Here is a 25,410-nt window from a genome sequence, read left to right as displayed (position 1 = left end):
AAATATCTTGTTTAACCAGCCTGCACGTCATGTTTTTTCGCATGGGCGCGGGGTTTGTGCTCCTTGGCGCTCTTCTTTATAAATAACCCGTCCAGCAGATATAAGAATCCCGGCAGGACAAAAAGCACAATCACCAGCGAGCAGATTGCCCCGACGCCGAGGAACATACCGAGCTGCGCCAGCAGTCCGTTGGAAGACATTTTGCCGAGCAGAAAGCCCACCACCGTCAGTACGCTGCCCGATGTCAGCACCGATACCGTTACCGCGGAAACAGTCTCCACGATCGCATCCTTTTTGGAATACGTCAGCCGGGCTTCCCGATAGCGGTCGGAAAACAGGATCGCATAATCCACGGTCGCGCCAAGCTGGATGGAGCTGATGATCAGGTACGCAATGTAAAATACGATATCGCCTGCAAAATACGGTATGGAAAGATTGATCCAGATAGCCGTTTCAATACACAGTACCAGGATTACCGGCAGCACGATGGATTTCTGCAGTATCAGCAGTACCACAAGCACCGCGCCGATGGCAATCGCGTTTACCTTCACCATATCCGCCGTCACCGTATTCATCAGGTCATAAGAGCTGACGCCCTCGCCCGCCAGATAATAGGTGCCCGGATAATATTTTTCCGCAATCTCCCGTATCTGCTCCACCAGCCGGAAGGTTTCCTCGCCTTCGTAGTCGGCATCCACGGAAAGCACCATCCGGCTGTAATTATCGGACTGCAGCTGCGCCAGTGTGTCCGCATCCAGAAACTCCGTGGGAATTTCCGAGCCCGCCATATCCACATAAGAAATAATTCCTGTTATCTCCGGCAGCGTGTGCAGCTCATCCGACAGCTCCTTTTCCACCGCGGTCTGACCTGCCGGCACCAGCAGCACATAGCTGTCGCTCTGTCCGAAAACCGCCTCAACCTGCGCGATGTCCTTTCCCATCCGGGTCTCTTCATTAAACATATGGCTGGAACCATAGTAATAGCTGTTCGAATTTGATGCCAGGTAGGAAGGCACAACCAGAACCAGGAACACACACACCAGCGGCAGCATTAGCTTCTGTACCAGACGTCCGAAGCCGCGGAAAGACGGCATAAAATTCTTATGACGTGTTTTATCCATCAGCTTGTGCAGCGATAAAATCAGCGCCGGCATAAAGATAAACACCGTAATCAGACTGAGCGCCACGCCCTTTGCCAGCGCAAGTCCAAGGTCCGGTCCCAGCAGGAAACGCATCAGGCAGAGTGCGACAAAACCGATTACCGTTGTCAGACCGCTGGAAAGAATCGAGCCCGTAGATTTGCACAGAGCGTCAACCATCGCTTCTTCGACATTCGGATTTGTTTTCCGGCATTCCTCAAACCGGTGAATCAGAAATACGGAATAATCCAGCGATACCGCAAGCTGCAGAATACTTCCGGCGGCGTTCGTCACAAAGGATATCTCCCCGAAGATGAGATTCGACCCGTTGTTGATTAAAATAGCGACGCCAAGACCGCCCAGCACAATCAACGGTTCTACCCAGGAATTTGTTGTCAGAATCAGCACCAGCAGTACAAACAATACCGCGACTACCACGATTCTGGAAATTTCCGCCACCGTATCCGTCGTTGCCGTTGCCGTAGAAACCGCGTTTCCGGTCAGCGCACCGTTCTCTCCGACAAGCTCACGCATGGCTTCTACCGCCTCCAGACGCTTTTCCTCCTCGACGGTAACGGTAAACAGCGCCGTGTCGTCTTTGTAGTAGGCTTCCACCGTATCCGTCTCCTGTGTCTCCAGCGGCTCGCGCACATCCACAACATCGTCCAGCCAGGTAACCTCCTGCACGCCGTCAATCTGCTTCAGCTTTTCCTTGTATTCCAGCGCCTGCACGACTGACACATCGCGAATCATCACGCGGGCGTTCGGTATCCCGCCGTCAAATTCCTCCCCCATCACATCCAGCGCCACCGTGGACGGTGAATCCGGCGGAAGATAATCGGTAATATCGTAGTTTACTGACACCAGCCTGCTGAGGAACAGACCGGCGATTGCCGCCGCAATAAACAATACCATAATCGCTTTGCGGCACTTTACCACTCCGGTATAAAACTTTTTCATCAGACATACCCCTTTTCTCGTTTTCGGGAATAAGCATAGCGTAATTTTCCGTCATTTGGAATGGACAGACAACGCCAAATGTGCATAAATAGGCATAAATTAAAATTTGTCTAATAAATTTTTTCCGGATTATTGAAAATTTGCCGGACATCTGTATAATTAATAAGAAGGGGGAAGTGTATATGAAGCATGAAGAAATCTCACTGAATACCAAGAAAATGCTGGCGGCATCTCTGAAAAAATTTATGGCAAAGAAGCCGTTTTCCAAAATTACGGTCAGCGAGCTGATTGCCGACTGCGGTGTAAACCGTAATACCTTCTATTATCATTTCGAGGATATTTATGCGCTGCTGCGCTGGATGCTGGAAACAGAAGCAATCGAAGTGGTAAAACAGTTTGATTTGATTAAAGATTATAAAGAAGCAATTCTCTTTGTGATGGATTATGTGGAATCGAACGACCATATTTTAAACTGCGCCTACGATTCTATCGGACAGCAGGAAATGAAGCGTTTCTTTTACCCGGAATTTACCGGTATCATTTCTTCCCTCATACAGTCCGCGGAAGAAAATTTTCATTTGAAACTGGAGGATGATTACCGTCAGTTTGTAACAGAGTTTTACACAGAGGCGATTGCCGGAATCCTAATAAACTGGCTGAAGGATGGCTCCTCGCGTAACCGGGAAGCCACCGTCCGTTTTATCTATGAAACCATGCGGAAATCTCTCAACGGTATCCTGGCGCCTGAGCCGGACTGATATTTATGTTGCTCCGGCTGCAGCAAGAAGCAAATTTCCCATGCCGCCATCCCTGCCAGCCAGATGCCCCGTATGCTGCGTCGGGGCATCCGACTCCCCGACAATCCCTACAGGTCCACTATCTTTGTGGCAATCCGCTCCCGGAAACGCACATCATGCTCCACAATCAGCATGGTCGGCGCATATTTCAGAATCAGCTCCTCTATCTGCATTCTTGTGAAAACATCGATATAATTCAGCGGCTCATCCCAGATGTAAAGATGCGCCTGCTGAAGCAGGCTTGCCGCAAGCAGCACCTTCTTTTTCTGCCCCTCTGAGAAATCCTCCATATTTTTCGCAAACTGCGCGCGCTCCATATCAAGCTGCCGCAATACCGCCTTAAACAGGCTTTCCTCCAGCATCTGCTGTGCGCAGAAGCTGCCGATATCCCCGTGCAGAAAAGACGTATCCTGACTGACGTAAGAAATGCGCAGTCCGGAGGAGATCTCCAGCAGCCCGTTCTCCCGTATGCCCGCGCAGTCCGTTTCCCCGTGCCATGCATTCGTGCAATCCGTTTCCCCGCGCCATACATTCGTGCGGTCCGTCTCCCCACTCCATATGTTCTCACCGTCTGTTTCCGCGCGGTTCCGGTCTTCTTTTCCATATCCGGCGGCCGCATTGCCGTTCTTCTTCTCCTGCTGTGCCAGGATTGCCTTCAGGAGGCTGGATTTTCCGCAGCCATTGCTCCCGTTTAAGAAAACCCGCTCACCCCGGCGCAGTTCAAAGCAAAGCTTGTCAAAAACCACGCGGCAGCTTCCATCGCCGTTTTCGTAAGCAAGCGTATAGTCGCGCGCCCGCACGAGCACCTCCCTGCGGAAGGAAAGCGGCATCAGCTTCAGCTCCGCCGGATTTTCCACATCCTGCAGAAGTCCCTCTTTCTGCGCAATCTCGCTGTCGATCCGCGTCTGCAGATTTTTTACCCGGCGCTGCATTTTTTTCGTTTTTGCTCCGATATACGGGCGCGTGCCGTTGCCGCGGTCGTGCTCCTTAGCCGGGTCGAATCCAATTTTGCTCCTCTCATTCGCCTCCGCCCACCTCTGCGCGCGCTCCGCCGCCCTGCCAAGCGCCTTTATTTCCTTCTGATGCTTTTCATTTTCCGCCCTGCAAAAAGCGTCCCTGCGCTCCCGGTTTTCCCACCAGGAGGAAAAATTCCCGCTCTGCACCTCAATGGTTCTGCGGTTGAGCGCCAACACATGGTCCACGCATGCATCCAGCAGATCGCGGTCGTGGGATACCAGAATAAACCCCTTTTTGCTGCGCAGATACGCTTTCACAAGCTCCCGCGCCCCTGCATCCAGATGATTGGTCGGCTCGTCAATCAGCAGAAAATAATTATCACGCGAAAAAAGGATTGCCAGCATCACCTTCGTGCGCTCCCCGTAGCTTAATGTATAAAACGGCCGGTAAAGCACCTCCGCCGGCGCCTGCAGCCTGTCAAGCTCGCAGATTACCCGCCACAGCTCGCAGTCCGGCCGGATTTCCTCCAGAATTTCACCCAAGCACGCTTTCTGCCGCCGTTCGTCCACCTGGTATGGGAAATAATCAAAGGCGGTGGAAGCACTGATTGTCCCCCGGTATTCCAGCTCTCCCTGCAGCAGCTTCAGAAAAGTAGTTTTTCCTTTTCCGTTGCGCCCGACAAAGCCCAGCTTCCAGTCTGTGTCAATGGAAAAAGATACATTTTCAAAAATATTGTCAAAGCTTCCTTCATAGCAGAAGGTAAGATCTGATACGCTTATCTGTGACATAAAATCCCTCCCTGGCATAATAGCTGCTGCCAGAGGAGGGATGCTCACCGGTATTTTCTTTCTCTGTTTTCATCTGCACAACGCCCCGCGCGCACCGGGAAGTATGCCAGCGCGGTTTGTCTGTCCGATAGCGACCCGCCGTGCGTTTTATCTGTCCGTCAGACGACCGCCACACGCATTGTTCGCCCGGTGGCGATTCGCCACACACATTATCTGCCTGGCAGAAACCCTCCGCATGTATTGTCATCCGGCGGAGGCTTACCGGCGTGCATATATTTAGCCGCCGGGCGTCTGTCCCGCACTGCGGCGCAGGCAATCGCCGTTTCCGCGCATGAAAAAAGAGAAGAAATGAACATAACCCCACTTCCAGCAACACCTGCAGGACCTGCCACCGGCAGCTCCCTTCGGATGCATGGCAACCAAAAAACATCTGTCTGCAAAAGTCTGCAGAACACTCTGACATCTTTTCTGTTACTAGAAGTCTGTTATTTCTTCATTTCTTCTCCTTTCCGATAACCGTTCGTTTCTGCCATTATAATTTCATTTCCGGCGGATGTCAACCCCCGTTTTCCGTTCCCAGTCGCTACACAATTTCTATTCCCTGCCGTTTCGCTTCCTCCAGAAGCTCCCTGTTTTTCTGGTTCAGGGTTCCGAATTCCTGCAGGCAGCAGAGCACCTGACGGCACTCCTTCATGACAGCAAGAGCCCTCTGGTATGTTTCCCCACTGACCGGCTCAAAGGCTTTTTCACAGACTACCTCTGCCGCCAGCGCTTTCGCCACCTCGTAATCGACATCATTTTCGTGGAGGATACCGGCAGCAAACGGCACGCCGCCGCGCGCCAGTCTGCGGTACTGTGCGATACCGCTCCCGTTCCCGCCGATTACAAAAATTTCCGGTCTGCCGTGCGGCGGCTCCATTTCCAGGCAGCCGAAATCCGCGTTATAGCTGCCGCTTGTCAGCCCGTACAGCTTATGGATATAGCTGTCCGTGAATATTTCCTCCGGCGTCCCGTATTTATCGATTTTATCCCCGTGCACGCAAATGACCGTATCGGAAATTTTCTGCGCAAGATCCAGTTCGTGCAGCGACATGATGACCGCAATCTGCTTTTCACGCACGAGCTTTTTGAGGATTGTCAGCAGCTCCAGCTTGTGCCGGATATCCAGAAACGAGGTCGGTTCATCCAGAATGATAATTTCCGGCTCCTGACAGATGGCTTTTGCAAGCAAAACCCGTTGGCGCTGTCCATCGCTGATCTGCGTGAAATCGCAGTCGCACAAATCCAGTGCATGCACCAGCTCCATAGATTCCCGCACAATTTTCCGGTCATTGTCCGTCAAAATCCCCAGCCGCCCGGTGTACGGATAACGCCCTGCCGCCACCACGTCCTCGCAGGTCATCAGCTCCGGCCGGATGCGGTCTGTCATCACCACCGACAGCTTGCGCGAAAGCTCTTTATCCGACATCGCCTGCATATTTTTCTGCTCCAGATAAACCGTGCCGCCAATCAGGGAAAGCTGTTTCGTAATGCTCTTCAAAATGGTGGATTTTCCGGCGCCGTTCGGACCAATGAGGGTAAGAATCTCCCCGCGACGCACCTTGATTTCAATATCGCGGATTAAGGGTCTGCCGTTGTAGCCGACCGTCATGTGGTCTGTATAAATATAAAAATTATCCATAGAAACCTCCCCTCTGTTGTCTCTTGCGTCTGCAAGCAGCCGCATAGACATCAGTCCATTTTCTCTCTTTTCCTCAAATCAAGCCGTGCTCACCTCGATTCCGCTTCGCTCCATCTCTGTCGCGGGCTCCGCCCTATGAAAATGGCTGCTGTCTCCTGCGTCTGCAAGCAGCCGCATAGACATCAGTCCATTTTCTCTCTTTTCCCGAAATCAAGCCGTGCTCACCTCGATTCCGCTTCGCTTCATCTCGGTCGCGGGCTCCGCCCTATGAAAATGGCTGCTGTCTCCTGCGTCTGCAAGCAGCCGCATAGACATCAGTCCATTTTCGCTCTTTTCCTAAAATCAAGCCGTGCTCACCTCGATTCCGCTTCGCTTCATCTCGGTCGCGGGCTCCGCCCTATGAAAATGGCTGTTGTCTCCTGCGTCTGCAGGCAGCCGCATAGACATCAGTCCATTTTCTCTCTTTTCCCGAAATCAAGCCGTGCTCACCTCGATTCCGCTTCGCTCCATCTCGGTCGCGGGCTCCGCCCTATGAAAATGGCTGCTGTCTCCTGCGTCTGCAAGCAGCCGCATAGACATCAGTCCATTTTCGCACGGCTTGATTTTTGCGCGAACATGGCATATATGACGACCGGAGCACCGAAGATTGCCGTCACGGAGCTGATGGACAGCTCGGTGGGGGCAAATACTGTCCGGGCGATCATGTCACAGAAAAGACAGAAGACTGCGCCGCCCAGGAAGCACGCCGGAATCACCAGAATCGGCTTTGCTGTTTTCATCAGACTTTTGACAAGATGCGGAACCGCAATACCCACGAAAGAAATCGGTCCGGCAAAGGCAGTAACGCAGGCGGACAAAAGACTGGAGAGCAAAATCAGCTGTATGCGGAACGCTTTGATATTCACACCCATGTTGCGGGCATAGACCTCGCCGAGCTGGTATGCCCCGATCGGTTTCGACATCAAAAAGGTGATAGCCAGCGCTGCAAAAACCACCACCGCCATCACAGAAATATTGTCCCAGCTCATGCCGGAAAAGCTGCCCATCGACCAGTTGTGCAGATTCACGATATTGGAATCATCCGCAAAAGTCACCACGAAATCCGTAACTGCGGAACAGATATAGCCGATCATGACGCCGCCGATTACCAGCATAGACATACTGTTTACCTTTCTGGAAATCAACAGAATAAAGCCCATCGAAATCATAGAACCGGCAAACGCCGCCAGAATCAGTATCTGCGACCCGGCTACAAGCCCTTTGCCAAGGAGGTAAATCATCACGAGGGAAACCACCAGCTTCGCGCCGGAGGAAATGCCCAGCACGAAGGGACCGGCAATCGGGTTGTTAAAAAACGTCTGCAGCAGAAAACCGGACACGGAAAGCGCGCCTCCCAGGATAATCGCCGCCAGAATACGCGGCAGGCGGATTTCCCAGACAATATTGTACGCAGTATCCTCCCCTGTCCGGTGCACAATAATATCGTAGACTTCTTTTACCGACAGATGAATACTGCCGGAGTTAATATTCCAGAAAAAGAGCACAGCGAGCAGAACAAACAATAAAATAAACGAAATCTGATACCGGATATAAGATTTATGCTTCATGCTTTCCGCGCTCCTTACCGCTGTTAAAACAAATCCTGTCTGCCCATGCCGGACAGACGCCATTCTTCCAAGGCAGAGCAGCCTGCCCGGACTGTTACATTATTTCAGCCTGTGCATATACGTAAATTCATCCGCTCCCGTCTCGCTCGTGAGCATCGTATGAATATCGGCAATCATGGTACCAAGTCCCATCGTCTCCTGGAAAAGATTCTTCCCGGTGCAGTAAACATTCCCGTTCTGTACCGCCTTAAAATCCTTCAGCAGACTGCTTTTGGCAAACAATTCATCCAGCGTATACAGCTCTCCGTCGATCGTGCTGTTGTAAATCAGATAATCGGCATCCTTTGCCTTCGCGTAAAATTCCTCCATCTGCATATTCATGGTGGAAAGCGCATTATCAGAATCACCCAGATCGTCAAAAATATATTTTCCGCCCGCCAGCTCAATCATCTTCGCCACATAATCGCCGCTTTTACGCACATTTGCATAGCCGCTGGAGCTGATGTAGAAAAATGCCACCGTTTTCCCGGTATTCTCCTGCGCAAGCACTTCCTCCAGCTTTTCCGCCTGCTCGGAAAACAGCGTATCCGCCAGCTCCTCTTTTCCAAGGAGCACCGCGTACAGCTTCAGCCACTCCGTCCTGCCAAGTGGATGCGTCTCGTAGCTAGAACGCTCCACCAGCACCGGAATGCCAAATTCCTCCAGCTTTTCCTTTACCTCCGGCGTGTGATAAATCATGGTGGATTCCACCGCCAGGTCACAGTTCTTCGATAAAATCAGCTCATAATCCGGCGCACTGTATTTTCCGGCATAGACAATATTACCATTTTCCATTTCCTCGCGCGCCTTCTCCACGTACCAGCCGGAAGCGTCTGTGCCCGACAGGCTGATGGCGTCCGTGCCGTCCAGCGCACAGAACAGGTCCATCGCCGAGGTGGCGACAAGATAAATATTCTGAAGAGGCTTCTGAATGACCACAATATCCTCATCCAGATTTTCCGGAACCGGTTTATCCTCCGGAACAACAAGAAAACGGCCGCTCTCCCTGATTGTAATCAGGGCATAGCCGCCCTCATAATAGTCCACTGAAAACTGCTCTGCATAAAGAAGCTCCATACTGCTCTCTTTCTTCATGCTTCCAAAATCCGGCGCCGTATCAGACGGCTCTGCCGCGCACACCGCAGCGGCGCAGCAGAGCAGAAAAAACACTGATAGCAGGAACGTCCGGAAAAAAACAATCGTTCTTTTCATTATTCCGCCTTTTCAATCGTCGATGAATCAAAATACAGGGTATACTCAATCTCGTGCGGCGTGCTCATGGCAATCGTATCCGCAACCACCGGCATTTTCCAGTCGAAGCCCGTCACCGGAATTTCAAACGTAGAATGCTCTTCCATCGTAACCGGCTCAAGCTTTTCATCATTTACGATCATGTAATCGTAGGAATTGCTGCTCCAGATAATCGTAGCCGTAGCCTTGCCGTCCGCCACCGTCAGCGTTGCAGGAGATTCCACCGTAGCCCTGCCGGAGCCGCCCTCCAGCCCGACTTCAATCTGATAGCTGCCGTCCTCCAGGTTCAAATCCTCCAGCGATGTAATGGTGCCCTCCGCAAATGCTTCCTGCGGCAGGGAATCTGCCCGGAATACCAGCGTACGGTCATACCATTTTTCCTTCTTTTTACTGAATGCAGCGCAGTCAACGCCCATATCCAGCGCTTCCACCGGAACCTCGAAGGTGTGCTTTCCGTCCTCTGTTTCCACAAACGGTATGTACTCCTCCTCCGATGCGGCAACGGCTTCCTCGCCGGTGCCCATGTACAGGTACAGATAACCGGTACCGCCCATTGTCATGACGGCTGTCATTTTTCCGTCCGCCACCGTCAGCTCGCATTCCTCAATGCTGAACATGGAGGAGCTGGAATCCACTTTGATACTGTACACGCCGTCCACAAGACTGTCTGCATAAACCGGCGTCATGTCTTCCGTCACAATATCCTCGACCGGCGCCATTTCATCCTTCGACGCCACCTGGCTTTCTGTGCCGCTCTCTGCCGCCACTGAGACCGCTTCCGTCGTTACCTCTGTTTCCGTTTCCTCTGCGCACGCCAGTGCGCTCATCATGCCGGCTGCGAATACCGCAGCCAGCACTGTTGCTTTAAACTTTTTCATTCAAATATGCCTCTTTTCATAAATGGTGACGCCTGCATCAGCAGACATGTCCGTTTATTCAGCAAGACTGTCAATCGCCTTCTGTGCATGTGCAACCAGAAGCTCCTGGATTGCCGGCATCTCTCCCAGACCCTTCAGATTGCAGGTTACTTCATAGCCAGCATCCTCAAAAGTCTTCTTCCATGCGCCTTCCTCGTCGCCTGCCATATCGTTGTTTGCGTGGTCGCCCGCAACAATCATCAGCGGCTGAAGAACTACCTTTTTATATTCACCTGCCTGTACTGCTGCCAGTACATCATCCAGCGACGGAGTTGCTTCTACTGTACCTACAAAGTAGTTTGCATAGCCTGCCGCTGTCAGCTTCTCCTGCATGGTTGCATAAATCTGGTTGGATTCTGCCTCCGTGCCATGTCCCATGAACACGATTGCGGTCTCGCCGTCATCCTGTGCCTTTGTGTCCTCTGTAATCGCACTGATTACAGTGTCGTAGTCCTCGTCGGTAGTCAGAAGCGGATCGCCTACCACAACCTGCTCAAATTCCTCTGCATACTGTGCAAGCTCATCAATCACATCGTTATACTCCAGACCATTCATCAGATGTGTCGGCTGTACAACCAGCGTCTTTACGCCGTTGTCGATTGCTCTGTTCAGCGCTTCGCCAAAGTTATCAATTACTTCGCCGTCACGATTTTTTACATGGTCGATGATAATCTGTGCTGTGAAGCCTCTTCTTACGGAGTAATCCGGGAATGCTTCTTCCATCGCGTTCTCGATAGCGCCGATGGTTGCCACACGGTTGTCATTGTAGCTTGTACCGAAGCTTACTACCAGCAGCTCCTTCTCGCCAATCTCATCCTGGTTTCTCGGATTGTCCTTGGAAGCATCGCCGGTCTCATAGTTTTCTTCGTCCTCTGCTTCTTCCTCCGCAGCCTCAGTCGTATCCTCTGCTGCAGCTTCGGTCGCCTCTTCCGATACAGCCTCTGTAGCTGCTTCCTCTGCCTGTACACCTACAGCGCCCATCATTAAGGTTGCTGCTCCAACTCCTGCTGCCAGCAATTTCCACAATCTGTTTTTCATGTTCTTATCCTCCTTAATTTTTCAGACAAAGCAGTCCGCTCTGTCTCTGATGTATGTAAATTTTTGCATCAGCAATATCCGTGACGCCGGTTCAGAAATTCTGAATCCACAGGGCGTTTCTGCCCGGACGTCGTCTCCATTTCGGCACGGAAGAAGGAACATGCACAACCGCAAAAATCTGCTTTCCGCTCTTTCTTATCCGGCAGAAATCTGCGAAAATCTCTCACAAAATAAAAAATCTTTTACCTGGATAAGTAAAAGATTCGTGCGGCTGCAGAACATGCAAAACGGTACAATCAATTACTCGTGATTCGGACCGGTATCCCTGGTCCCGTACCAGCAGCAGGCAGGTTTCCTGACTTGCAGATCATCACACAGAAACTGCCTTCCCGGTTTCCCAGTGGCTGCGCCGACGCGCTTTGTTCTGCACTCCCTGCATACAGTGACGAGATCGTACAGGATTTTCACCTGTTTCCCTTTTAACAAAAGTACGGCGATGCCGTTCTCTGCACCTGTTGCATTGCTCTATGAAGTTATATACATCATATCACCCTTTTTTCAAAAGTACAAGTATTTTATAAATATTGATTTAATAGTATTTTTATCCTGTTATTACGCTTGCCAGTATCCCCAATATATGATACAGTGTTGCTGTTCACTCTGTTCCGGTAACCTTTGCAGATCCATTTTATATTTGCTTCGCAAATGGGATTTGCTCACACCTGAATCATGTTTTTACGCCTCAACCCCACAGGAGGAATCTATGAAGCATTCTGACATCACGCCCCTGAAAGAAAACCGGCTGCACGGCACCGCCGCTTTTCCCTGCGCCTGTTATCAGGCGGACAGCGCCGCCTCTCCCGCCGGTACGCCGTTTCTGGCAAAGCACCACTGGCATGAGGAGCTGGAGATTATTTATTTTGAACAGGGCTGTTTTCATCTGGAAATCAATATGGAAAAATATGAAATTGAAGAAGAGTGCTTTTGTCTGATAAAAAGCGGAGACCTCCATTACATTTATTCAGAAAAAGATTACCGGGAAATGGCGTTCGTCTTTTCCCTGTCCATGCTGCGCGCTTTTGCCGCAGACCCGGTGCAGGAAAAGCTTGTGCAGCCGCTTGCAGAAGGCTCATTATCGCTTCCCGGACTGATTTATCGCCAAAATCCCTGCTTCGTCATTCTGAAACGCGAATTTCTGCAGATTGCGGACGCCGCCGGGCTTCCCTCCGGCGCTTCCAACCTCCGCAGCCAGTATCGTGTGAGCAGCCTCCCGCAGTATATGCGCGCAAAGGCGTCGCTTTTAAATATTTTCGCCGCCTTTTCCGAGCAGAATCTCCTTGCTGTCTCCCAGATGCCCGCAGACAGGCGGGTAGACACCGTCAAAAAAACGCTCTCCTACATGCAGGAACACATGACCGAAAAAGTTACCATGCAGGAGCTTGCCGCCCAGGCAAACATGAACGAGCAGTATTTCTGCCGCTTCTTCAAAAAAATCATCGGCAGACCGCCAATTACCTATTTAAATGAGATGCGTATCCGGTATGCCTGCCGTCTTCTGAAAGAAACCGACCATTCTGTAACGGAAATCGCCCTGGAAAGCGGCTTCAATAATCTGGGCAACTTTATGCGTACCTTCCGGCTGGTGTGCGGGTGTACGCCCCTGCAATACCGGAAAGGGCTTTAGAAAGTCAATATTTCGTAATTTTTAGTCATATTTGCAGAAGATTTTTTCCGGCTCTGGAATTATACTGTATCCAGCCTGTAAGAGCCGGGGCGCAGTTACTGTTTACTCCGTTCACAGTAACGGAGCGCATTCGGTCTGAATTACCCGGAAGGAGGATTTGATTATGCAGAAAAAATGGTGGCATGGAAAGGTTGCCTATCAGATTTACCCGAAGAGCTTTTATGATACCAACGGGGACGGTATCGGAGACCTTCGCGGAATTATTGAAAAACTTGATTACTTAAAGGAGCTTGGCGTGGATATCGTCTGGATTTCCCCCTGCTTCTGCTCCCCGCTGGCAGACCAGGGCTACGACATTTCCGATTATTACAATATCGACCCGCGCTTCGGAACGCTGGCGGACATGGATGAGCTGATTGCCGAAGCCAAAAAACGCGATATGTATATCGTGCTTGATCTGGTCGTAAACCACTGCTCCGATGAGCACGAATGGTTCCAGAAGGCGCTTGCCGACCCGGACGGTCCTTACGGAAAATATTTTTATATCGAAGAATGCAAAGACGGAAAGCTGCCGTGCAACTGGCGTTCTTATTTTGGCGGTCCGGTATGGGAAAAGATTCCCGGAACCGACAAATATTACCTGCATGTATTTCACAAAAAGCAGCCGGATTTAAACTGGGAAAACCCCGAAGTGCGCCATGAAATCTACAAAATGATTAACTGGTGGCTGGACAGGGGCGTTGCCGGCTTCCGTATCGATGCGATTATCAATATCAAAAAAGCGCTGCCCTTTAAGGATTATCCGGTTGACCGCGAGGACGGGCTTTCCTCGATTCACTATATGCTGGAGGACGCGCAGGGTGTACTCGATTTCCTGCACGAAATGGCAGACAACACCTTTAAGCCCCACAACGCCTTTTCCGTCGGCGAGGTCTTCAACGAAAAACAGGAGGAGCTGCCGGATTTCATCGGCGATAACGGCTGCTTTTCCACCATGTTCGACTTTAACGAGACCATCTTCGGCGGCAGTCCGAAGGGTTGGTACGACAGCCGCCTGATTACGCCGGATGATTTTAAGCACTGCTGCTTCGAGAGCCAGCGCAAGGTAGAAAACATCGGTTTTCTTTCGAATATTATTGAAAACCACGACGAGCCCCGCGGCGTCAGCCGCTACATTCCGGAAGGCGACTGCTGCGAGACGAGCAAAAAAATGCTCGGAACTATTTCCTTTATGCTGAAGGGTCTGCCCTTCCTCTACCAGGGGCAGGAGCTTGGCATGGAAAATCTGACATTCACTTCGATTGACGAAGTGGACGACATCAGCACGCTCGACGAATACCAGGTTGCCTTAGATGCCGGGCTTTCTCCGGAGGAAGCACTGAAAACGGTCAACCGCCTGAGCCGTGACAACGCCCGCACTCCGTTCCAGTGGAACGACAGCGAAAATGCCGGATTCACCAGCGGTACGCCCTGGCTGCGCGTGAATCCAAATTACACAAAGATCAATGCTGCCGAACAGACGCAGCGCGAAGATTCCGTACTGAATTATTATAAAAAGCTGACAGCGCTGCGAAAAAATCCGCAGTACGCTGACACCATTGTTTACGGGGATCTGGAACCGGTGTGGGAAGATTGTCACAATCTGATGGCATTTTACCGCCGCGGCAGCCAGCAGACGCTGCTGGTTATCGCCAATTACCAGAAACAGCCGCAGACCGTCACACTTGATGCGCCTTATAAAAAAGTGCTGCTCAACAATCTCGGACAGCTCGCCGCAGAAGGCACGCAGCTTCATCTGGAGGGCTATCAGGCAGTAGTGCTGGAGCTGTAGCCCCCGGCTGTGTTTCATAATTTGTTACCCGCTATATTTGATAATTTCATTGTGATTTTTCTCTTTTTATGATAAACTGTCCGCAGATGTTCCCACCAGTCTGCTCCTGCAGGCGCGGGCGGGAACGACGGGCAGTTTTTTATTGCCATGCATACGAAAAAACGTCCGGTGGACGTTTTTAGTTCCGGCATGTGCCCGGAAAAAACTATCTCAAGATATATAAGGAGAACTGTCATGGATGGAATTATTTTTGATGTAGACGGCACGCTCTGGGATTCTACGGATGTCGTTGCCGTTGCCTATAACCGGACAATCAGCGAAAATACTGATTTGCCCATCCGGGTGACGCCGGACGATTTAAAGCAGCTTTTCGGAAAACCGATGGATGTGATTTTTGCCACTCTGCTCCCCAGTCTTCCCTATGAGCGCCAGTGCGCGCTTGCCGAAATGTGCTTCACGCAGGAGCACGAAGAGCTCGAAAAAACACCGGGGACTGTGTATGAAGGTCTGGAGGACGCGCTGAAGGCTCTGTCCGCAAAATACCCGCTCTTTATTGTAAGCAACTGCCAGTCCGGCTATATCGAGCTGCTTTTTCGCAAGACCGGATACGGAAAATATTTTAAAGACCACCTCTGCTTCGGGCAGACCGGCACCTCCAAGGGACAGACCATTCTGCGTCTGATGCGCGAAAACAATCTGCAGGATCCGGTTTATGTCGGCGACACCCAGGGCGATGCCGATGCCTGCAAAGAAGCCGGAATCCCCTTCGTCTTTGCCGAGTATGGCTTCGGCAGCGTGGCAGAGCCTGATATGAGGATTTCCTGCCCGATGGACCTTGTTTCGCTGTTTTAAGTCAGCTATTCAGCACTGATTACGTCTCGCTCAGGTTTTCCTTTTCGAATTGGGACGGCGTAACTCCCGTATACCGCTTAAAAGTCCGGCGGAAGGTCACGTCATTGGTAAAACCGCAGGCCAGCGCAATCTCCTGGATACTCATATTTCTCCGTTCCGGATCTTCCAGTAAGTATTTCTTTGCGCATTCAATCCGCCGCACAGCCACATACTGCTGGAAGGCGCATCCGAACTGTTCTTTAAAATATTTGCCAAAATAGGTGGAGGTGTAGCGCGTTACCCGTGCTGTCTCGCTCAGCGACAGGTTCGCGTCCGCGAGATGCTCCTCCACATACTGACGTATCATCTGATTACGCACTGTATATATAGGATTTTCCCGGGAAGCACAGCGTTCTATCAGTTGGGTAATTTTCACTTCAAAGGTTTGCAGATAGCCATCTAAACTCCCAAAATTTTCCGGTTCCAGAAGCCCGATACGTTCAAGAGCCTCCTCTCTGCCGGAGTCCCTAAACATATCTGCCATATGTTCATTTAACTCGTGGATTCCTGCAAACCATTTTTCCCGGCTCAGCATACGTTCCCGGAAATTATACCAGACCAACTGGCAATACACTGTAACAACCGCCCTGGGCTGAAGAGCTTCCACATATTTCCGGAGTTCCTCCATGACTCCGTCCGCTATCTCAAAGGTCACTTTACTTTGTTCCCGTTCCCCAATAAAATCTCCATCATATAGCAACAGCTTTCTCTCCGGATAGAAATAATGGTAACTCAGCGTACAGACCGCTTCGCGAAACGCTTCCTGCATCCTGAGAAGTTCCTCATATCTGCCGCTCATAGCCATTACTGCCTCCCGATAGTCCATCTCCGTAAAGGTCTGCTCCAAAGTGTCCACAATCTCTTCTACCAGACTCTCCTCACCGTAGCTGAGTACCCAGATATAGCAGTTCTCCCCCTTCAGGGAAGCGGCGTGAATCTGCGGATATACCGCCAGACAGGCATCTATTTCCCCCGCATACTGCCCGGTCTCCAGGCTATCCTTCAACACCAGACAACGGAACCCTGCATACCTCCGCATAGTATTAATATATTTAACCTCATCCTGCCGGAGACGCCCCTGATTCAACAGATTATGAAGAAGATACTGCTCCACTAAAGGATTCTGTTCATAAACCGATATATCCAGCCGTTCCTTCTGGGAGTTGAATGCTTTCAACGTATGTTCAATCAGCTGATATTCATCAAGATTTTCCCGATTCTTCTCGTCAATCAGATTCATAATGTGCTCCAACGGCTGGTAGCTGCGCTTTGTAAGCCGGGATGATACAATCACAATCAATCCAAACAACAAAAAATCCCCTGCCACAATCCACTTTAAAAAACTAAAAAAATCACTGCGCAGAAAATCCGGTTCAAGAATCTGCAATACACCAATATCCATTCCTGTCTTCGTATATTCTGAAACATATTTATCAAGGCTCTTCCGATAAACAAATCCCTTTTCCCCGGACTTCAATTCTTTGATGGAGTCCCCCGGTAAAAGCTGCGTTTCCTCCGCCCCCTCTGTCCGCAGCTCTTTTCCAATTTGTTCCATATCCCCTGCTCTGTTCGCAAGGTTGCACAGTATTTCCTGTCCATCCGTAAGATAAAGCTGTTCTGTCCCGTCACCTGCAAATTTCCAAATATAGTCACATAATGCATCATAGGAAACATAAAACAAAATATTTACTTCTCCATTGTACGTATTCTCCATCGGAATTGTCTGGATAAGGAAAAAACCATCCATCCGCTTTCCATTTTTAATCATTGAAACATGGTGATAAATAGCCTGCTGATTATTCTCACTCAGCACCTCTCCGGTCTGAACGCTTTTCTCTTCACAGATAATCCCGTAAATATCTATATATTCATCCCATGTTACCCGACCAATACTGCTAATCCCAAAACCTTCCAGACTGTAATAAATGTAGATGGATTCCACCAGATTCTCATTTATCTCAGCCAGCGACACCGTACTGGCATAATCCAGAATGTCAGACGCGGTAATGCTCTTTTGCATCATATCGGGAATCTTCTGCATATATTTCAATCGCCGGACCCAGGGTGTCATAGAATATTGAACCGCTGATTTCAACAGATTATCCATCACTCCCTTCAGCTGTTCATTGACATTTTCAGAAGCCGAATCCTCAAAAGCTAAATTTCGTCTTTGCGATACTTCATAATAAGCTGATGAAAACAGACAGGATATCACTGTCAGAATCAAGACCGGAATCACTATGTAGGAGGCAAACATTTTAGATTTTGTCTGGTTTTTTCTTCTGTTCTTCATTCTCCACCCCTCATTTACAACAAAATTCTCCCACTCCTTTTTCACTTCCCGTTTTTCCTAAAACAACGCTTCTCTATCCAGCACTGCCAGACCAATCTGCTCAAATACCCAGACCGGCTCTTCATATTCTGCCCCATTATACCACATCCACCACTGATTTCCCACCTTTAAAACGAACGGCTTGTATACTGCTACAGAATCCCATCTTCCTTCATCCGGGCAGATTAAGGGATTATCCGGGTGCTTTTCCCAGCCGGTAATACCATTTTCTGAGCGTGCCAGTCCTACCTGCGCCCGCTCCTCATGGAGATGTCCCACATAAAACATGTAAAACCAGCCATCTTCCTTAATCACACATGGTGCTACTACCTTATGCTGCTCCCACAAATGTTCTATGTCCGGTGAAAGCACTGGATTCTCCCTATATTTTTCCCACCGGATACCATCTCTGCTCCAGGCATATCCGATAGCATCCGGCTCATGGTTGCAGCCTGCCGCATACCACATCTTATATTGTCCATCTTCATCATCAAAAAGCACATGCGGGCACATAACAGCCTGTTTTTCCCAAAGCTGGTCAGGAATCATTACCGGTGTTTCCCGTCTGATCCAATGAATTCCATCCATGCTTTCCGCATATCCTATCACGGAGCGTCCATTCTCCTGATACGGTTTCATCTGACCGGAATACCACATCTGATATCTCCCATTATGAAAAATTACCGTAGGACGGTTTATCTCATCCGCCTCCCAGGCAGATTCTTTCAGCGGTTCCAGCACTACCCTGGGTTCACTCCAATGCATTCCGTCTCTGCTCTCAGTATAGCCGATTGCCTTTCTGGGTCTCCAGGAAAACCACATCTTAAATAAAGAAGCTTCCTCATCCCGCAGCAATGACACGTCAAAACAGGTACCATGTTCTCCTCCAAACACCGGGTTTTCCCTGTATTTTTTCCAACCTCCCGCTGTTCCATACTGATAAAATTTTTTATTTTCCTCGCAGTCATAAAACGCAATCCGTTCCACGCTGCTCATATTTTCCGGCGCTTTTATATTCATCTTCATTCCTCCCGGCAAAACACACCCTAACATATATCCCAAAATTATTTTCCAGATATTGTGCCGTTCTTCTATTTTACGGCCCCGATAAGTACACCCTTCTCAAAATATTTCTGAATAAAAGGATACAAAAGCATAATCGGGAAACAAGCCACCACAATCACGGCATACTTCATCTGTTCATTCATCAGCACCGCATCCATCCCCATACCGGCAGACTGCATCTCGCTGGTAAGTAGAATGCCCCGCAGATAAAGCTGAATCGGCTGTAATTTATCATTAGACAGAAAAATCAGCGGCGCAAAATAGCTGTTCCAGTATCCCACCCCATAAAATAAAGTCAGTACAGAAATAATCGGCTTCGAAAGCGGAATAAAAACTTTCGTCATAATGGTCCACTCTGTTCCCCCATCTATTTTAGCCGCATCCGCTATCTCCTCCGGCAGGGACTCAAAAAAAGAGCGGGTAATAATCAGATTATAGGCACTGATAATATAAGGCAATATGACAGACCATCTTGTATTGTAGAGATGTAGCTTCTGTACCAGAATATAGAGCGGAATCAGTCCTCCACTGACAAACATCGTCAGCGTCATCAAAAATGATAACTGTTTACGCAGAAAAAACCGTTTTCTGGACAGGGGATAGGCAGTAGACACAGTCATCGTCACACTGATAAGCGTTCCCACAATTGTATACCATACTGTATTTCCAAAGGAACGTAGAACTGTTTTATTATTCAGAATCATTTTGTATGCTTTTAATGAAAACCCCTTAGGAAAAAGGTATACATCCTTTGCCAGCACATGGTTCGGGTCACTGAAAGACATACTGATTACATAAATAACCGGATACAGAGTAATAATTATTATCAGAACCGTCATCATCGTCACCAAAATATCCGCTCTCTGTATTTTCCCTTTTTTGTTCATTTTCCGCCTCCTCTCCTGTCATTCAGAAAATGCTCGTTTCCGTTGTCTTTTTTGCAAGAAAATTTGCACACAGCAGAATAATGACATTGATTACCGAGTTAGCCAGCCCCACTGCAGAAGCAAAGCTGTATTGTGCGTTCAATAATCCTTTCCTGTATACATAGGTGGAAAAAATATCCGCTGTGGAATAGGTAGCTTCATTGTACATCAGAATAACCTTTTCATAGCCTATATTCAACATATTCCCCATATTTAAAATCAACAGCAAAATGATAGTTGGCGCAATAGACGGAAGTGTAATATGTATCAGCTGCTTCCATCGCCCCGCCCCATCCAGAGCTGCTGATTCATAAAGCTGTTGGTCGATTCCTGCAATAGCAGCTACATAGATAATAGAATTCCAGCCAAACTCCTGCCATACGCCCGAACCAACATACAAAGGTCTGAAAGCCTCCGGTAAATTAAAATAATTTTTCGGTGTCACACCAAAAAAAGAGAGAAACTGAGTCAGCACGCCTCCATCAGAGGAAAGCATATCCTTTAGAATACCCACTACCACCACCACAGAAACAAAATGCGGAAGATATGCCGCAGTCTGGGCAAATCGCTGAAATTTTTTGCTCCGTATCTCATTCAACAACAAAGCAAAGGCAATAGGTACCGGAAAGGACCAGAGCAGCTGCTCAATACTCAGTAGAAAGGTATTCTTCACCAGCCTTCCAAAATAAACAGAATTTACAAGCTCTTTAAAATGCTTCAACCCCACCCAGGGACTGCCCCATATCCCCTTTGAGATATTGTAATCTTTAAATGCCATCAGAATGCCATACATTGGTCCATAACAAAAGACAGCAAAGTAAACTACCCCAGGCAGGATAATCAACAACAGCATCCAGTCCCGCTTAATATACTTTTTCCATGTCCGTATCACTGTCATCTTGCCTCAGCTCCTTATTTTTCTTTCCGGCGCCGTTTCCTGAACCGGCGCCGGAGTTTACTTCTTTCAATTTCTTAAAATATTATCCATATGTTTTCTCTGAATTTCTCATTTTCACCCGGCAGTAATCTCCTGATATCTGACATACTGCGCTTCTTTCGTCTCAATAATCTGCTGCATCCCCATGCTATTCGCTGTTTCTACGTAACTGTCAAAATTATCCAATGACTCTGTACCTATTACAAATGCCGTAAACATCTCATCCAGATAAGTGGACAGATCCGGCCACATGCTTGTATATATCTCTGATTCCTCCGCAGTTCCCAGCATCTCCGGGAACGGATCCTTCATATTTCCGTAAGCTGCCTTACACGCATCCTCAACCTTGGTTCCTTCAAAAATTTTCATGAAAGCTTCACCAGAATCATTAATAAAATAAGTTGGCCACGCGCCGATACTGCGCAGCGCAGAAAATGCAGATGTATAAGTCTCATTATTGGTAATCAGATCCGTAAAAGTAATATTGCCATTTTCATCCTTTTCATAGGACAATCCTTCTATTCCATAGCTGTAAAGCATTCTGCCATCTTCACTGGCGTACACATAATCAATCCACCGGATTGCCGCTTCCGGATTTTCGCAGGCAGAAGTAATTCCGTAATAATGCCAGGTTAATGCCCGCTTCGTCATCTGTGCAGTCCCATTTTCATCTGCCTGAATCACCGGCATAAACTGATAATTACAGTCAGGATTTTTCGTCATTGCCAGATCGTCAGAAGAAGCCATATTGTCTGCCGGATCATGGCACACAATTCCCACCCTGTCTTCTGTGATATTCTGAGTAAGCAGCGTGCCATCCAGGTCATCTGAAATCAGACCTTCAGAGTAGCACTTATTCAAAAAAGTCAGCATATCCTTGTACTGCTGCTCCACCGCTGCGTAATGTACCTTGCCTTCTGCATCAGTGTACCAGAGGCTGTTCGTATCATATCCAAAACCGGTCATCAGAAAATAAAGATTTTTCAGACCTGCCTTCGTAGCAAGCGGAATTTCATCATTCAGATCCCCGTTTCCATTCGCATCCTTTTCCTTAAACGCTACCATAACATCGTAAAGCTCATCTATCGTGCCCGGCATTTCCAGTCCCAGATTATCAAGCCAGTCCTGCCGGATATAAAGATAGTCCGGCACATAATCATTGATATCGCCCCACCATCCAGCCAGAGCATAGATGTTGCCATCAGAGGAGGTACACATTGCCTCAAGCGCCGGGTACTTCTCAAATAGCGCCTGGATATTTGGCGCATATTCCGCAATCAAATCATTAAGCGGTATCAGGATGCCGTTTCTGGAATATGTATCTACTCCTACATTAGAATCAAACGGAGGTACCTCCACCATATCCGGCAGCCCTTCCAGGGAAGCCATTCTGGTCTGTAGCACAGTCTCTACATCACTGCTGTAGGTATCCCATTCAATATGTACGCCGGTACGCTTCTCAATCTCCTTCTGTACCGCTGTTCCATCATTGTAGCTCACGCCCGCACACCAGGTATCGTTTCCCATATAAGTAAGACTTACCTCGCCCGGTTCACAGATAGGAAGAGTCTGTCCTCCCAGATCATAAACGGTACCTGTCGCATCTATATCGGGTATTTCTTCTGCAAAAGCTGTCCTTCCACCTGCCGCTGTCATCATTACTGCCATAGAAACCACTGTTATTTTTCTAATAAATCTTTTCCTCATATAAAAGCTCTCCTTCCCTTTTCAAATTTACCGGAAACATCGTGTTCCCGAACAAAGCCATCTGTCTCAAACCCACTTCATTTTTTCGGCCGTTTCAAATGCGTTTTGGTTTTGATGAAATCAGTATATGTCATTTCTGTACAATTTTAAAGGAACAGTTTTTTCCTTTTTATGCATTTTCACAGTATTATCACGGATTTTGTTTGAAATCGTTTGTTTTGTCTGTTCAAAATTGTCATATTTCATGAAATAGCCGGGTTCTGAAGTGGCACATACGAATTGATTATAAGATTCTGCTTAATTTCATTGACATTTCATCGAAAACAGGGTATAGTTAAAAAGTCCACGCAACCGGGGAGATAGCGGTGCCCTGTACCTGCAATCCGCTACAGCAGGGGTGATGCCAATCCGAGGGTTTTTCATTGTGGAGCTGCCCTCTATAAGTGGCGTTGACGTCTGGGTCTTGCACAACAGAACTCTGTGAACCGTGTCAGGTCAGGAATGAAGCAGCACTAAGCAGAACCTTTTGTGTGTTGCAAGGGTGCCTGGGCCGAGTTAACTGTAGAGGTAACGTCTGTGGTGGGAATTCGAAGTGCGGCGCGTGGATATAAAATGCAGAATTATCTGATGTTAAGAAGCAGCATGGAAGCTGCTTTTTTTCTTCCGTTTTATATATCTTTAGTGTCATCAAATAATATTATTGACATAGCCTTTTTGTCATGCTATCATATAGATACATTTCAAAAGATCCGGCTAATCGCCACGAATTCGCGTATACGCATGCTAACATAAAAAACTTTTATGAATAAAAAGGAGTTTGCCTATGGAAATAACCAATCAGGTTTTTGACCGTATTTTTAAAAGAATTTTTTCACTATCTGATGCCGCCATTATATTACTTATTAATGGTTTATTTGATACAGACCATTCCCCTGGCAGCAGTATTATATACAATAACCGTGAATCAACAAACGCTGCTCTGGAACACCGGTTTGCGGATATTTTTATTACTGTCGCCGGAGAGTATCACTATCATCTTGAGGCACAGATGACATATGATAAGTCTATTGTCCTCCGTGCTTTCGAGTACGGCTTTTACCATGCTCTGGAAACACGCAGCGACCATCTTTCTCTGTGTTTTCCAGAACCGGTCATCGTTTACCTCAGTGAGCAGGAAAATGTTCCGGAGGAAAGCGTCATACATATACATTTTGCCGGTCAAGGAACGTTTGATTATAAAGTAAAAAATTATGTTTACCTCCGTCATCCACTGGCCGAGCTAAACAGAAAAAAGCTGATCGTACTTATCCCTTTCCAGGTACTGCGCCTGCGCAGGCTGCTTCTGGACAGCAGGAAATCAAAAATTTTCTCACCTGATAAATTTCAGAAGTTGAAAGAGATCGTTGAATCTGATATACTAAATAGTATAAAAGCGAATCTGATGGTCGGCAACATTACCAGAGACGATGCCAATCAGTTAGTTGAGCTCACGAATCTTCTGTATGAAAACATTGTGTTGTATTATCAAAAAAACGGAGGCGAGCAAATGAAACCATTACTGCCAGGCGCCATAGAATTGCCAAATGACAAATACCGGATACGAATTGACGAACTGGAAACGCAAAACAGTGAGTTGAAAGGTGAACTTGCTGCGCTTCGTGCACAGCTTGAAGAATTGAAGAAAAAGCACAGTTCACCTGATAACGTCAGTTCTCCCACTGCATAACCATTAAAGCAACATGCATCACCGAAAAACTCCCCGGCTCATTTGCCGGGGAGACTTTGTTATACATGGAGTTATATCAAAAATTTCCCATCTCTGTAAATCTCTTTTCCGTCCACCGTCACGCTTCCACCTTTGCGCATATCTTTAATAATATCCCAGTGGATGGACGAATAATACGCATTATCATACGGTCTTCCAAGCGCCATATGAATCGTGCCAAAAATCTTTTCATCAATCAATATATCTGTTGTACACACATTAACATATGGATTTGTCCCAAACGCAAACTCACCTATACGATTAGCCCCCTCATCGGTGGCAATAATCTGTTTTACAAAGTCCACATTGTCATCTGCCTGTACTTCCGTTACCACACCGTCTGCAAAGGTCAACTTCAGATTATGGATTACCTTTCCTCCGATAGTTGCAGGAAAATCAAAAGAAACCACTCCCTGCACCGTATTCCAGATGGGCGCCACATTAATTTCTCCATCCGGAATATTAGTCTTATTATCGGCAACAATCCACTTCTTTCCGCCATAATCAAAAGAAAAATCTGTTCCGTCTCCGGTCAGACGCAGATGATTCCCCTTATCCAGAATATCCGCCACTCTCTGCCATTCCTTTACATGCTCCGCCCAGTCTATACTGCAGGCATCAAAAAACATATCCATCATATATTCATAACTTACGTTTGCCTGCTGTGCAAACCGTTCATTCGGCACCCTCACCAGTGCCCAGCGCGTTTCTTTCCAGCGCAGCCCGGATATTACGCCCATTGCCTTCTGATATTTTGCCAGTTTATCCGCCGGAATATCAAAACATTCATTCAAATTGAATGCTCCTCTGAGCGCCAGATAACAATCTGCCCACTCCATCCCATATTTTTCAATTTCCGGCACCCAGGAAATCTGCTCCTCGTTACCATATTTTAGCACAGCATGTTTCAGCGCCTCACTCATAAACTGAATTTGCGGATAGCCTCCCGCTTTTATGCATGCTTCGTAAACAGCCAACGCCAGCGGATATGATTCCGTCTCATACATAGCAATCATCAGACGTTCTCCCGGCTGAATGGTCAGAGAATAATTAACCAGTGATTCACCTAACACTTTCCATCTCTTATCGGTATTCATT

At 48.2% G+C, this 25,410-nt stretch carries 18 protein-coding genes, 1 other RNA gene and 1 riboswitch; of the genes, 6 read left to right on the top strand and 13 right to left on the bottom strand.

The annotated features are described in order from the left end of the window. Positions 1-11: 11 nt before the first annotated feature. Positions 12-2,099, bottom strand: coding sequence for an efflux RND transporter permease subunit (locus NQ534_RS11690; RefSeq protein WP_006859916.1), 2,088 nt, complete (start codon positions 2,097-2,099; stop codon positions 12-14). Between the two features lie 182 nt (positions 2,100-2,281). Here NQ534_RS11690 and NQ534_RS11685 point away from each other — a divergent pair, with 182 nt between their 5' ends. Continuing rightward, complete coding sequence (locus NQ534_RS11685) at positions 2,282-2,857, top strand: TetR/AcrR family transcriptional regulator C-terminal domain-containing protein (protein ID WP_040781244.1); 576 nt, start codon at positions 2,282-2,284, stop codon at positions 2,855-2,857. A gap of 107 nt (positions 2,858-2,964) precedes the next feature. Here the strand turns inward: NQ534_RS11685 and NQ534_RS11680 are convergent, their stop codons facing one another. The 6 genes from NQ534_RS11680 to NQ534_RS11655 form a co-directional block, all read right to left on the bottom strand. Continuing rightward, positions 2,965-4,641, bottom strand: coding sequence for an ATP-binding cassette domain-containing protein (locus NQ534_RS11680; RefSeq protein WP_040781241.1), 1,677 nt, complete (start codon positions 4,639-4,641; stop codon positions 2,965-2,967). A 583-nt stretch (positions 4,642-5,224) separates the two neighbouring features. Beyond that, positions 5,225-6,322 carry an ABC transporter ATP-binding protein gene (locus NQ534_RS11675; protein WP_040781239.1) on the bottom strand — a complete coding sequence of 366 codons (1,098 nt, stop codon included), beginning with the start codon at positions 6,320-6,322 and terminating at the stop codon, positions 5,225-5,227. 578 nt (positions 6,323-6,900) lie between these two features. Then, positions 6,901-7,929 carry a FecCD family ABC transporter permease gene (locus NQ534_RS11670; protein WP_040781361.1) on the bottom strand — a complete coding sequence of 343 codons (1,029 nt, stop codon included), beginning with the start codon at positions 7,927-7,929 and terminating at the stop codon, positions 6,901-6,903. A gap of 99 nt (positions 7,930-8,028) precedes the next feature. Then, positions 8,029-9,180 carry an ABC transporter substrate-binding protein gene (locus NQ534_RS11665; RefSeq protein WP_006859909.1) on the bottom strand — a complete coding sequence of 384 codons (1,152 nt, stop codon included), beginning with the start codon at positions 9,178-9,180 and terminating at the stop codon, positions 8,029-8,031. Continuing rightward, positions 9,180-10,097, bottom strand: coding sequence for a hypothetical protein (locus NQ534_RS11660; protein WP_006859908.1), 918 nt, complete (start codon positions 10,095-10,097; stop codon positions 9,180-9,182). The genes NQ534_RS11665 and NQ534_RS11660 overlap by 1 nt, the downstream gene beginning before the upstream one ends. A gap of 54 nt (positions 10,098-10,151) precedes the next feature. Next, complete coding sequence (locus tag NQ534_RS11655; protein WP_006859906.1) at positions 10,152-11,174, bottom strand: sirohydrochlorin cobaltochelatase; 1,023 nt, start codon at positions 11,172-11,174, stop codon at positions 10,152-10,154. 328 nt (positions 11,175-11,502) lie between these two features. Continuing rightward, positions 11,503-11,705, bottom strand: a riboswitch (cobalamin riboswitch). 232 nt (positions 11,706-11,937) lie between these two features. On the opposite strand from NQ534_RS11655, the gene NQ534_RS11650 reads away from it, so the two are divergent. The 3 genes from NQ534_RS11650 (at position 11,938) to NQ534_RS11640 (ending at position 15,541) form a co-directional block, all read left to right on the top strand. Beyond that, positions 11,938-12,858 (top strand): helix-turn-helix domain-containing protein, encoded by a 921-nt coding sequence (locus NQ534_RS11650; RefSeq protein ID WP_006859905.1) that lies wholly within the window; start codon positions 11,938-11,940, stop codon positions 12,856-12,858. A 163-nt stretch (positions 12,859-13,021) separates the two neighbouring features. Continuing rightward, positions 13,022-14,689 (top strand): glycoside hydrolase family 13 protein, encoded by a 1,668-nt coding sequence (locus NQ534_RS11645; RefSeq protein ID WP_006859904.1) that lies wholly within the window; start codon positions 13,022-13,024, stop codon positions 14,687-14,689. A 234-nt stretch (positions 14,690-14,923) separates the two neighbouring features. Next, the gene (locus tag NQ534_RS11640; protein WP_006859902.1) at positions 14,924-15,541 is read left to right on the top strand and encodes an HAD family hydrolase; all 618 of its coding nucleotides are present in this window, start codon (positions 14,924-14,926) and stop codon (positions 15,539-15,541) included. Between the two features lie 19 nt (positions 15,542-15,560). Here the strand turns inward: NQ534_RS11640 and NQ534_RS11635 are convergent, their stop codons facing one another. The 5 genes from NQ534_RS11635 to NQ534_RS11615 all read right to left on the bottom strand — a co-directional run bounded on the left by NQ534_RS11635 (position 15,561) and on the right by NQ534_RS11615 (position 22,547). After that, the gene (locus tag NQ534_RS11635; protein WP_143115758.1) at positions 15,561-17,873 is read right to left on the bottom strand and encodes a helix-turn-helix domain-containing protein; all 2,313 of its coding nucleotides are present in this window, start codon (positions 17,871-17,873) and stop codon (positions 15,561-15,563) included. Positions 17,874-17,930: 57 nt separating this feature from the next. Beyond that, positions 17,931-18,932 carry a family 43 glycosylhydrolase gene (locus NQ534_RS11630; RefSeq protein WP_143115757.1) on the bottom strand — a complete coding sequence of 334 codons (1,002 nt, stop codon included), beginning with the start codon at positions 18,930-18,932 and terminating at the stop codon, positions 17,931-17,933. A 71-nt stretch (positions 18,933-19,003) separates the two neighbouring features. Further along, entirely contained in the window at positions 19,004-19,864 is an 861-nt protein-coding gene (locus NQ534_RS11625; protein WP_006859899.1) for a carbohydrate ABC transporter permease, read from the bottom strand. 22 nt (positions 19,865-19,886) lie between these two features. Continuing rightward, positions 19,887-20,756: an ABC transporter permease gene (locus tag NQ534_RS11620; RefSeq protein WP_242655295.1), complete on the bottom strand. Its 870-nt coding sequence runs from the start codon at positions 20,754-20,756 to the stop codon at positions 19,887-19,889. 159 nt (positions 20,757-20,915) lie between these two features. Then, the gene (locus NQ534_RS11615) at positions 20,916-22,547 is read right to left on the bottom strand and encodes an extracellular solute-binding protein (protein WP_006859897.1); all 1,632 of its coding nucleotides are present in this window, start codon (positions 22,545-22,547) and stop codon (positions 20,916-20,918) included. Between the two features lie 343 nt (positions 22,548-22,890). Between NQ534_RS11615 and ffs the strand changes: the two genes are divergently transcribed. Together ffs and NQ534_RS11605 are read left to right on the top strand one after the other, a co-directional pair. Next, an RNA gene (ffs, locus tag NQ534_RS11610) (signal recognition particle sRNA large type) lies at positions 22,891-23,152 on the top strand. A gap of 218 nt (positions 23,153-23,370) precedes the next feature. Continuing rightward, complete coding sequence (locus NQ534_RS11605; RefSeq protein ID WP_006859895.1) at positions 23,371-24,273, top strand: RpnC/YadD family protein; 903 nt, start codon at positions 23,371-23,373, stop codon at positions 24,271-24,273. A 71-nt stretch (positions 24,274-24,344) separates the two neighbouring features. On the opposite strand, the gene NQ534_RS11600 is transcribed toward NQ534_RS11605, so the two are convergent. Next, entirely contained in the window at positions 24,345-25,409 is a 1,065-nt protein-coding gene (locus NQ534_RS11600) for an aminopeptidase (protein WP_006859894.1), read from the bottom strand. Position 25,410: the final 1 nt, after the last annotated feature.

This window comes from Marvinbryantia formatexigens DSM 14469 (assembly GCF_025148285.1).
GTDB lineage: Bacteria > Bacillota > Clostridia > Lachnospirales > Lachnospiraceae > Marvinbryantia > Marvinbryantia formatexigens.
This window is presented reverse-complemented; position numbering and strand designations above follow the sequence as displayed.

Coding starts and splice junctions, on each gene's coding strand:
- NQ534_RS11665 (WP_006859909.1), bottom strand. CDS start 9,180: ATGAAAAGAACGATTGTTTTTTTCCGGACGTTCCTGCTATCAGTGTTT.
- NQ534_RS11605 (WP_006859895.1), top strand. CDS start 23,371: ATGGAAATAACCAATCAGGTTTTTGACCGTATTTTTAAAAGAATTTTT.
- NQ534_RS11685 (WP_040781244.1), top strand. CDS start 2,282: ATGAAGCATGAAGAAATCTCACTGAATACCAAGAAAATGCTGGCGGCA.
- NQ534_RS11625 (WP_006859899.1), bottom strand. CDS start 19,864: ATGAACAAAAAAGGGAAAATACAGAGAGCGGATATTTTGGTGACGATG.
- NQ534_RS11620 (WP_242655295.1), bottom strand. CDS start 20,756: ATGCTGTTGTTGATTATCCTGCCTGGGGTAGTTTACTTTGCTGTCTTT.
- NQ534_RS11690 (WP_006859916.1), bottom strand. CDS start 2,099: ATGAAAAAGTTTTATACCGGAGTGGTAAAGTGCCGCAAAGCGATTATG.
- NQ534_RS11650 (WP_006859905.1), top strand. CDS start 11,938: ATGAAGCATTCTGACATCACGCCCCTGAAAGAAAACCGGCTGCACGGC.
- NQ534_RS11660 (WP_006859908.1), bottom strand. CDS start 10,097: ATGAAAAAGTTTAAAGCAACAGTGCTGGCTGCGGTATTCGCAGCCGGC.
- NQ534_RS11615 (WP_006859897.1), bottom strand. CDS start 22,547: ATGAGGAAAAGATTTATTAGAAAAATAACAGTGGTTTCTATGGCAGTA.
- NQ534_RS11600 (WP_006859894.1), bottom strand. CDS start 25,409: ATGAATACCGATAAGAGATGGAAAGTGTTAGGTGAATCACTGGTTAAT.
- NQ534_RS11675 (WP_040781239.1), bottom strand. CDS start 6,322: ATGGATAATTTTTATATTTATACAGACCACATGACGGTCGGCTACAAC.
- NQ534_RS11670 (WP_040781361.1), bottom strand. CDS start 7,929: ATGAAGCATAAATCTTATATCCGGTATCAGATTTCGTTTATTTTATTG.
- NQ534_RS11655 (WP_006859906.1), bottom strand. CDS start 11,174: ATGAAAAACAGATTGTGGAAATTGCTGGCAGCAGGAGTTGGAGCAGCA.
- NQ534_RS11645 (WP_006859904.1), top strand. CDS start 13,022: ATGCAGAAAAAATGGTGGCATGGAAAGGTTGCCTATCAGATTTACCCG.
- NQ534_RS11640 (WP_006859902.1), top strand. CDS start 14,924: ATGGATGGAATTATTTTTGATGTAGACGGCACGCTCTGGGATTCTACG.
- NQ534_RS11635 (WP_143115758.1), bottom strand. CDS start 17,873: ATGAAGAACAGAAGAAAAAACCAGACAAAATCTAAAATGTTTGCCTCC.
- NQ534_RS11630 (WP_143115757.1), bottom strand. CDS start 18,932: ATGAATATAAAAGCGCCGGAAAATATGAGCAGCGTGGAACGGATTGCG.
- NQ534_RS11680 (WP_040781241.1), bottom strand. CDS start 4,641: ATGTCACAGATAAGCGTATCAGATCTTACCTTCTGCTATGAAGGAAGC.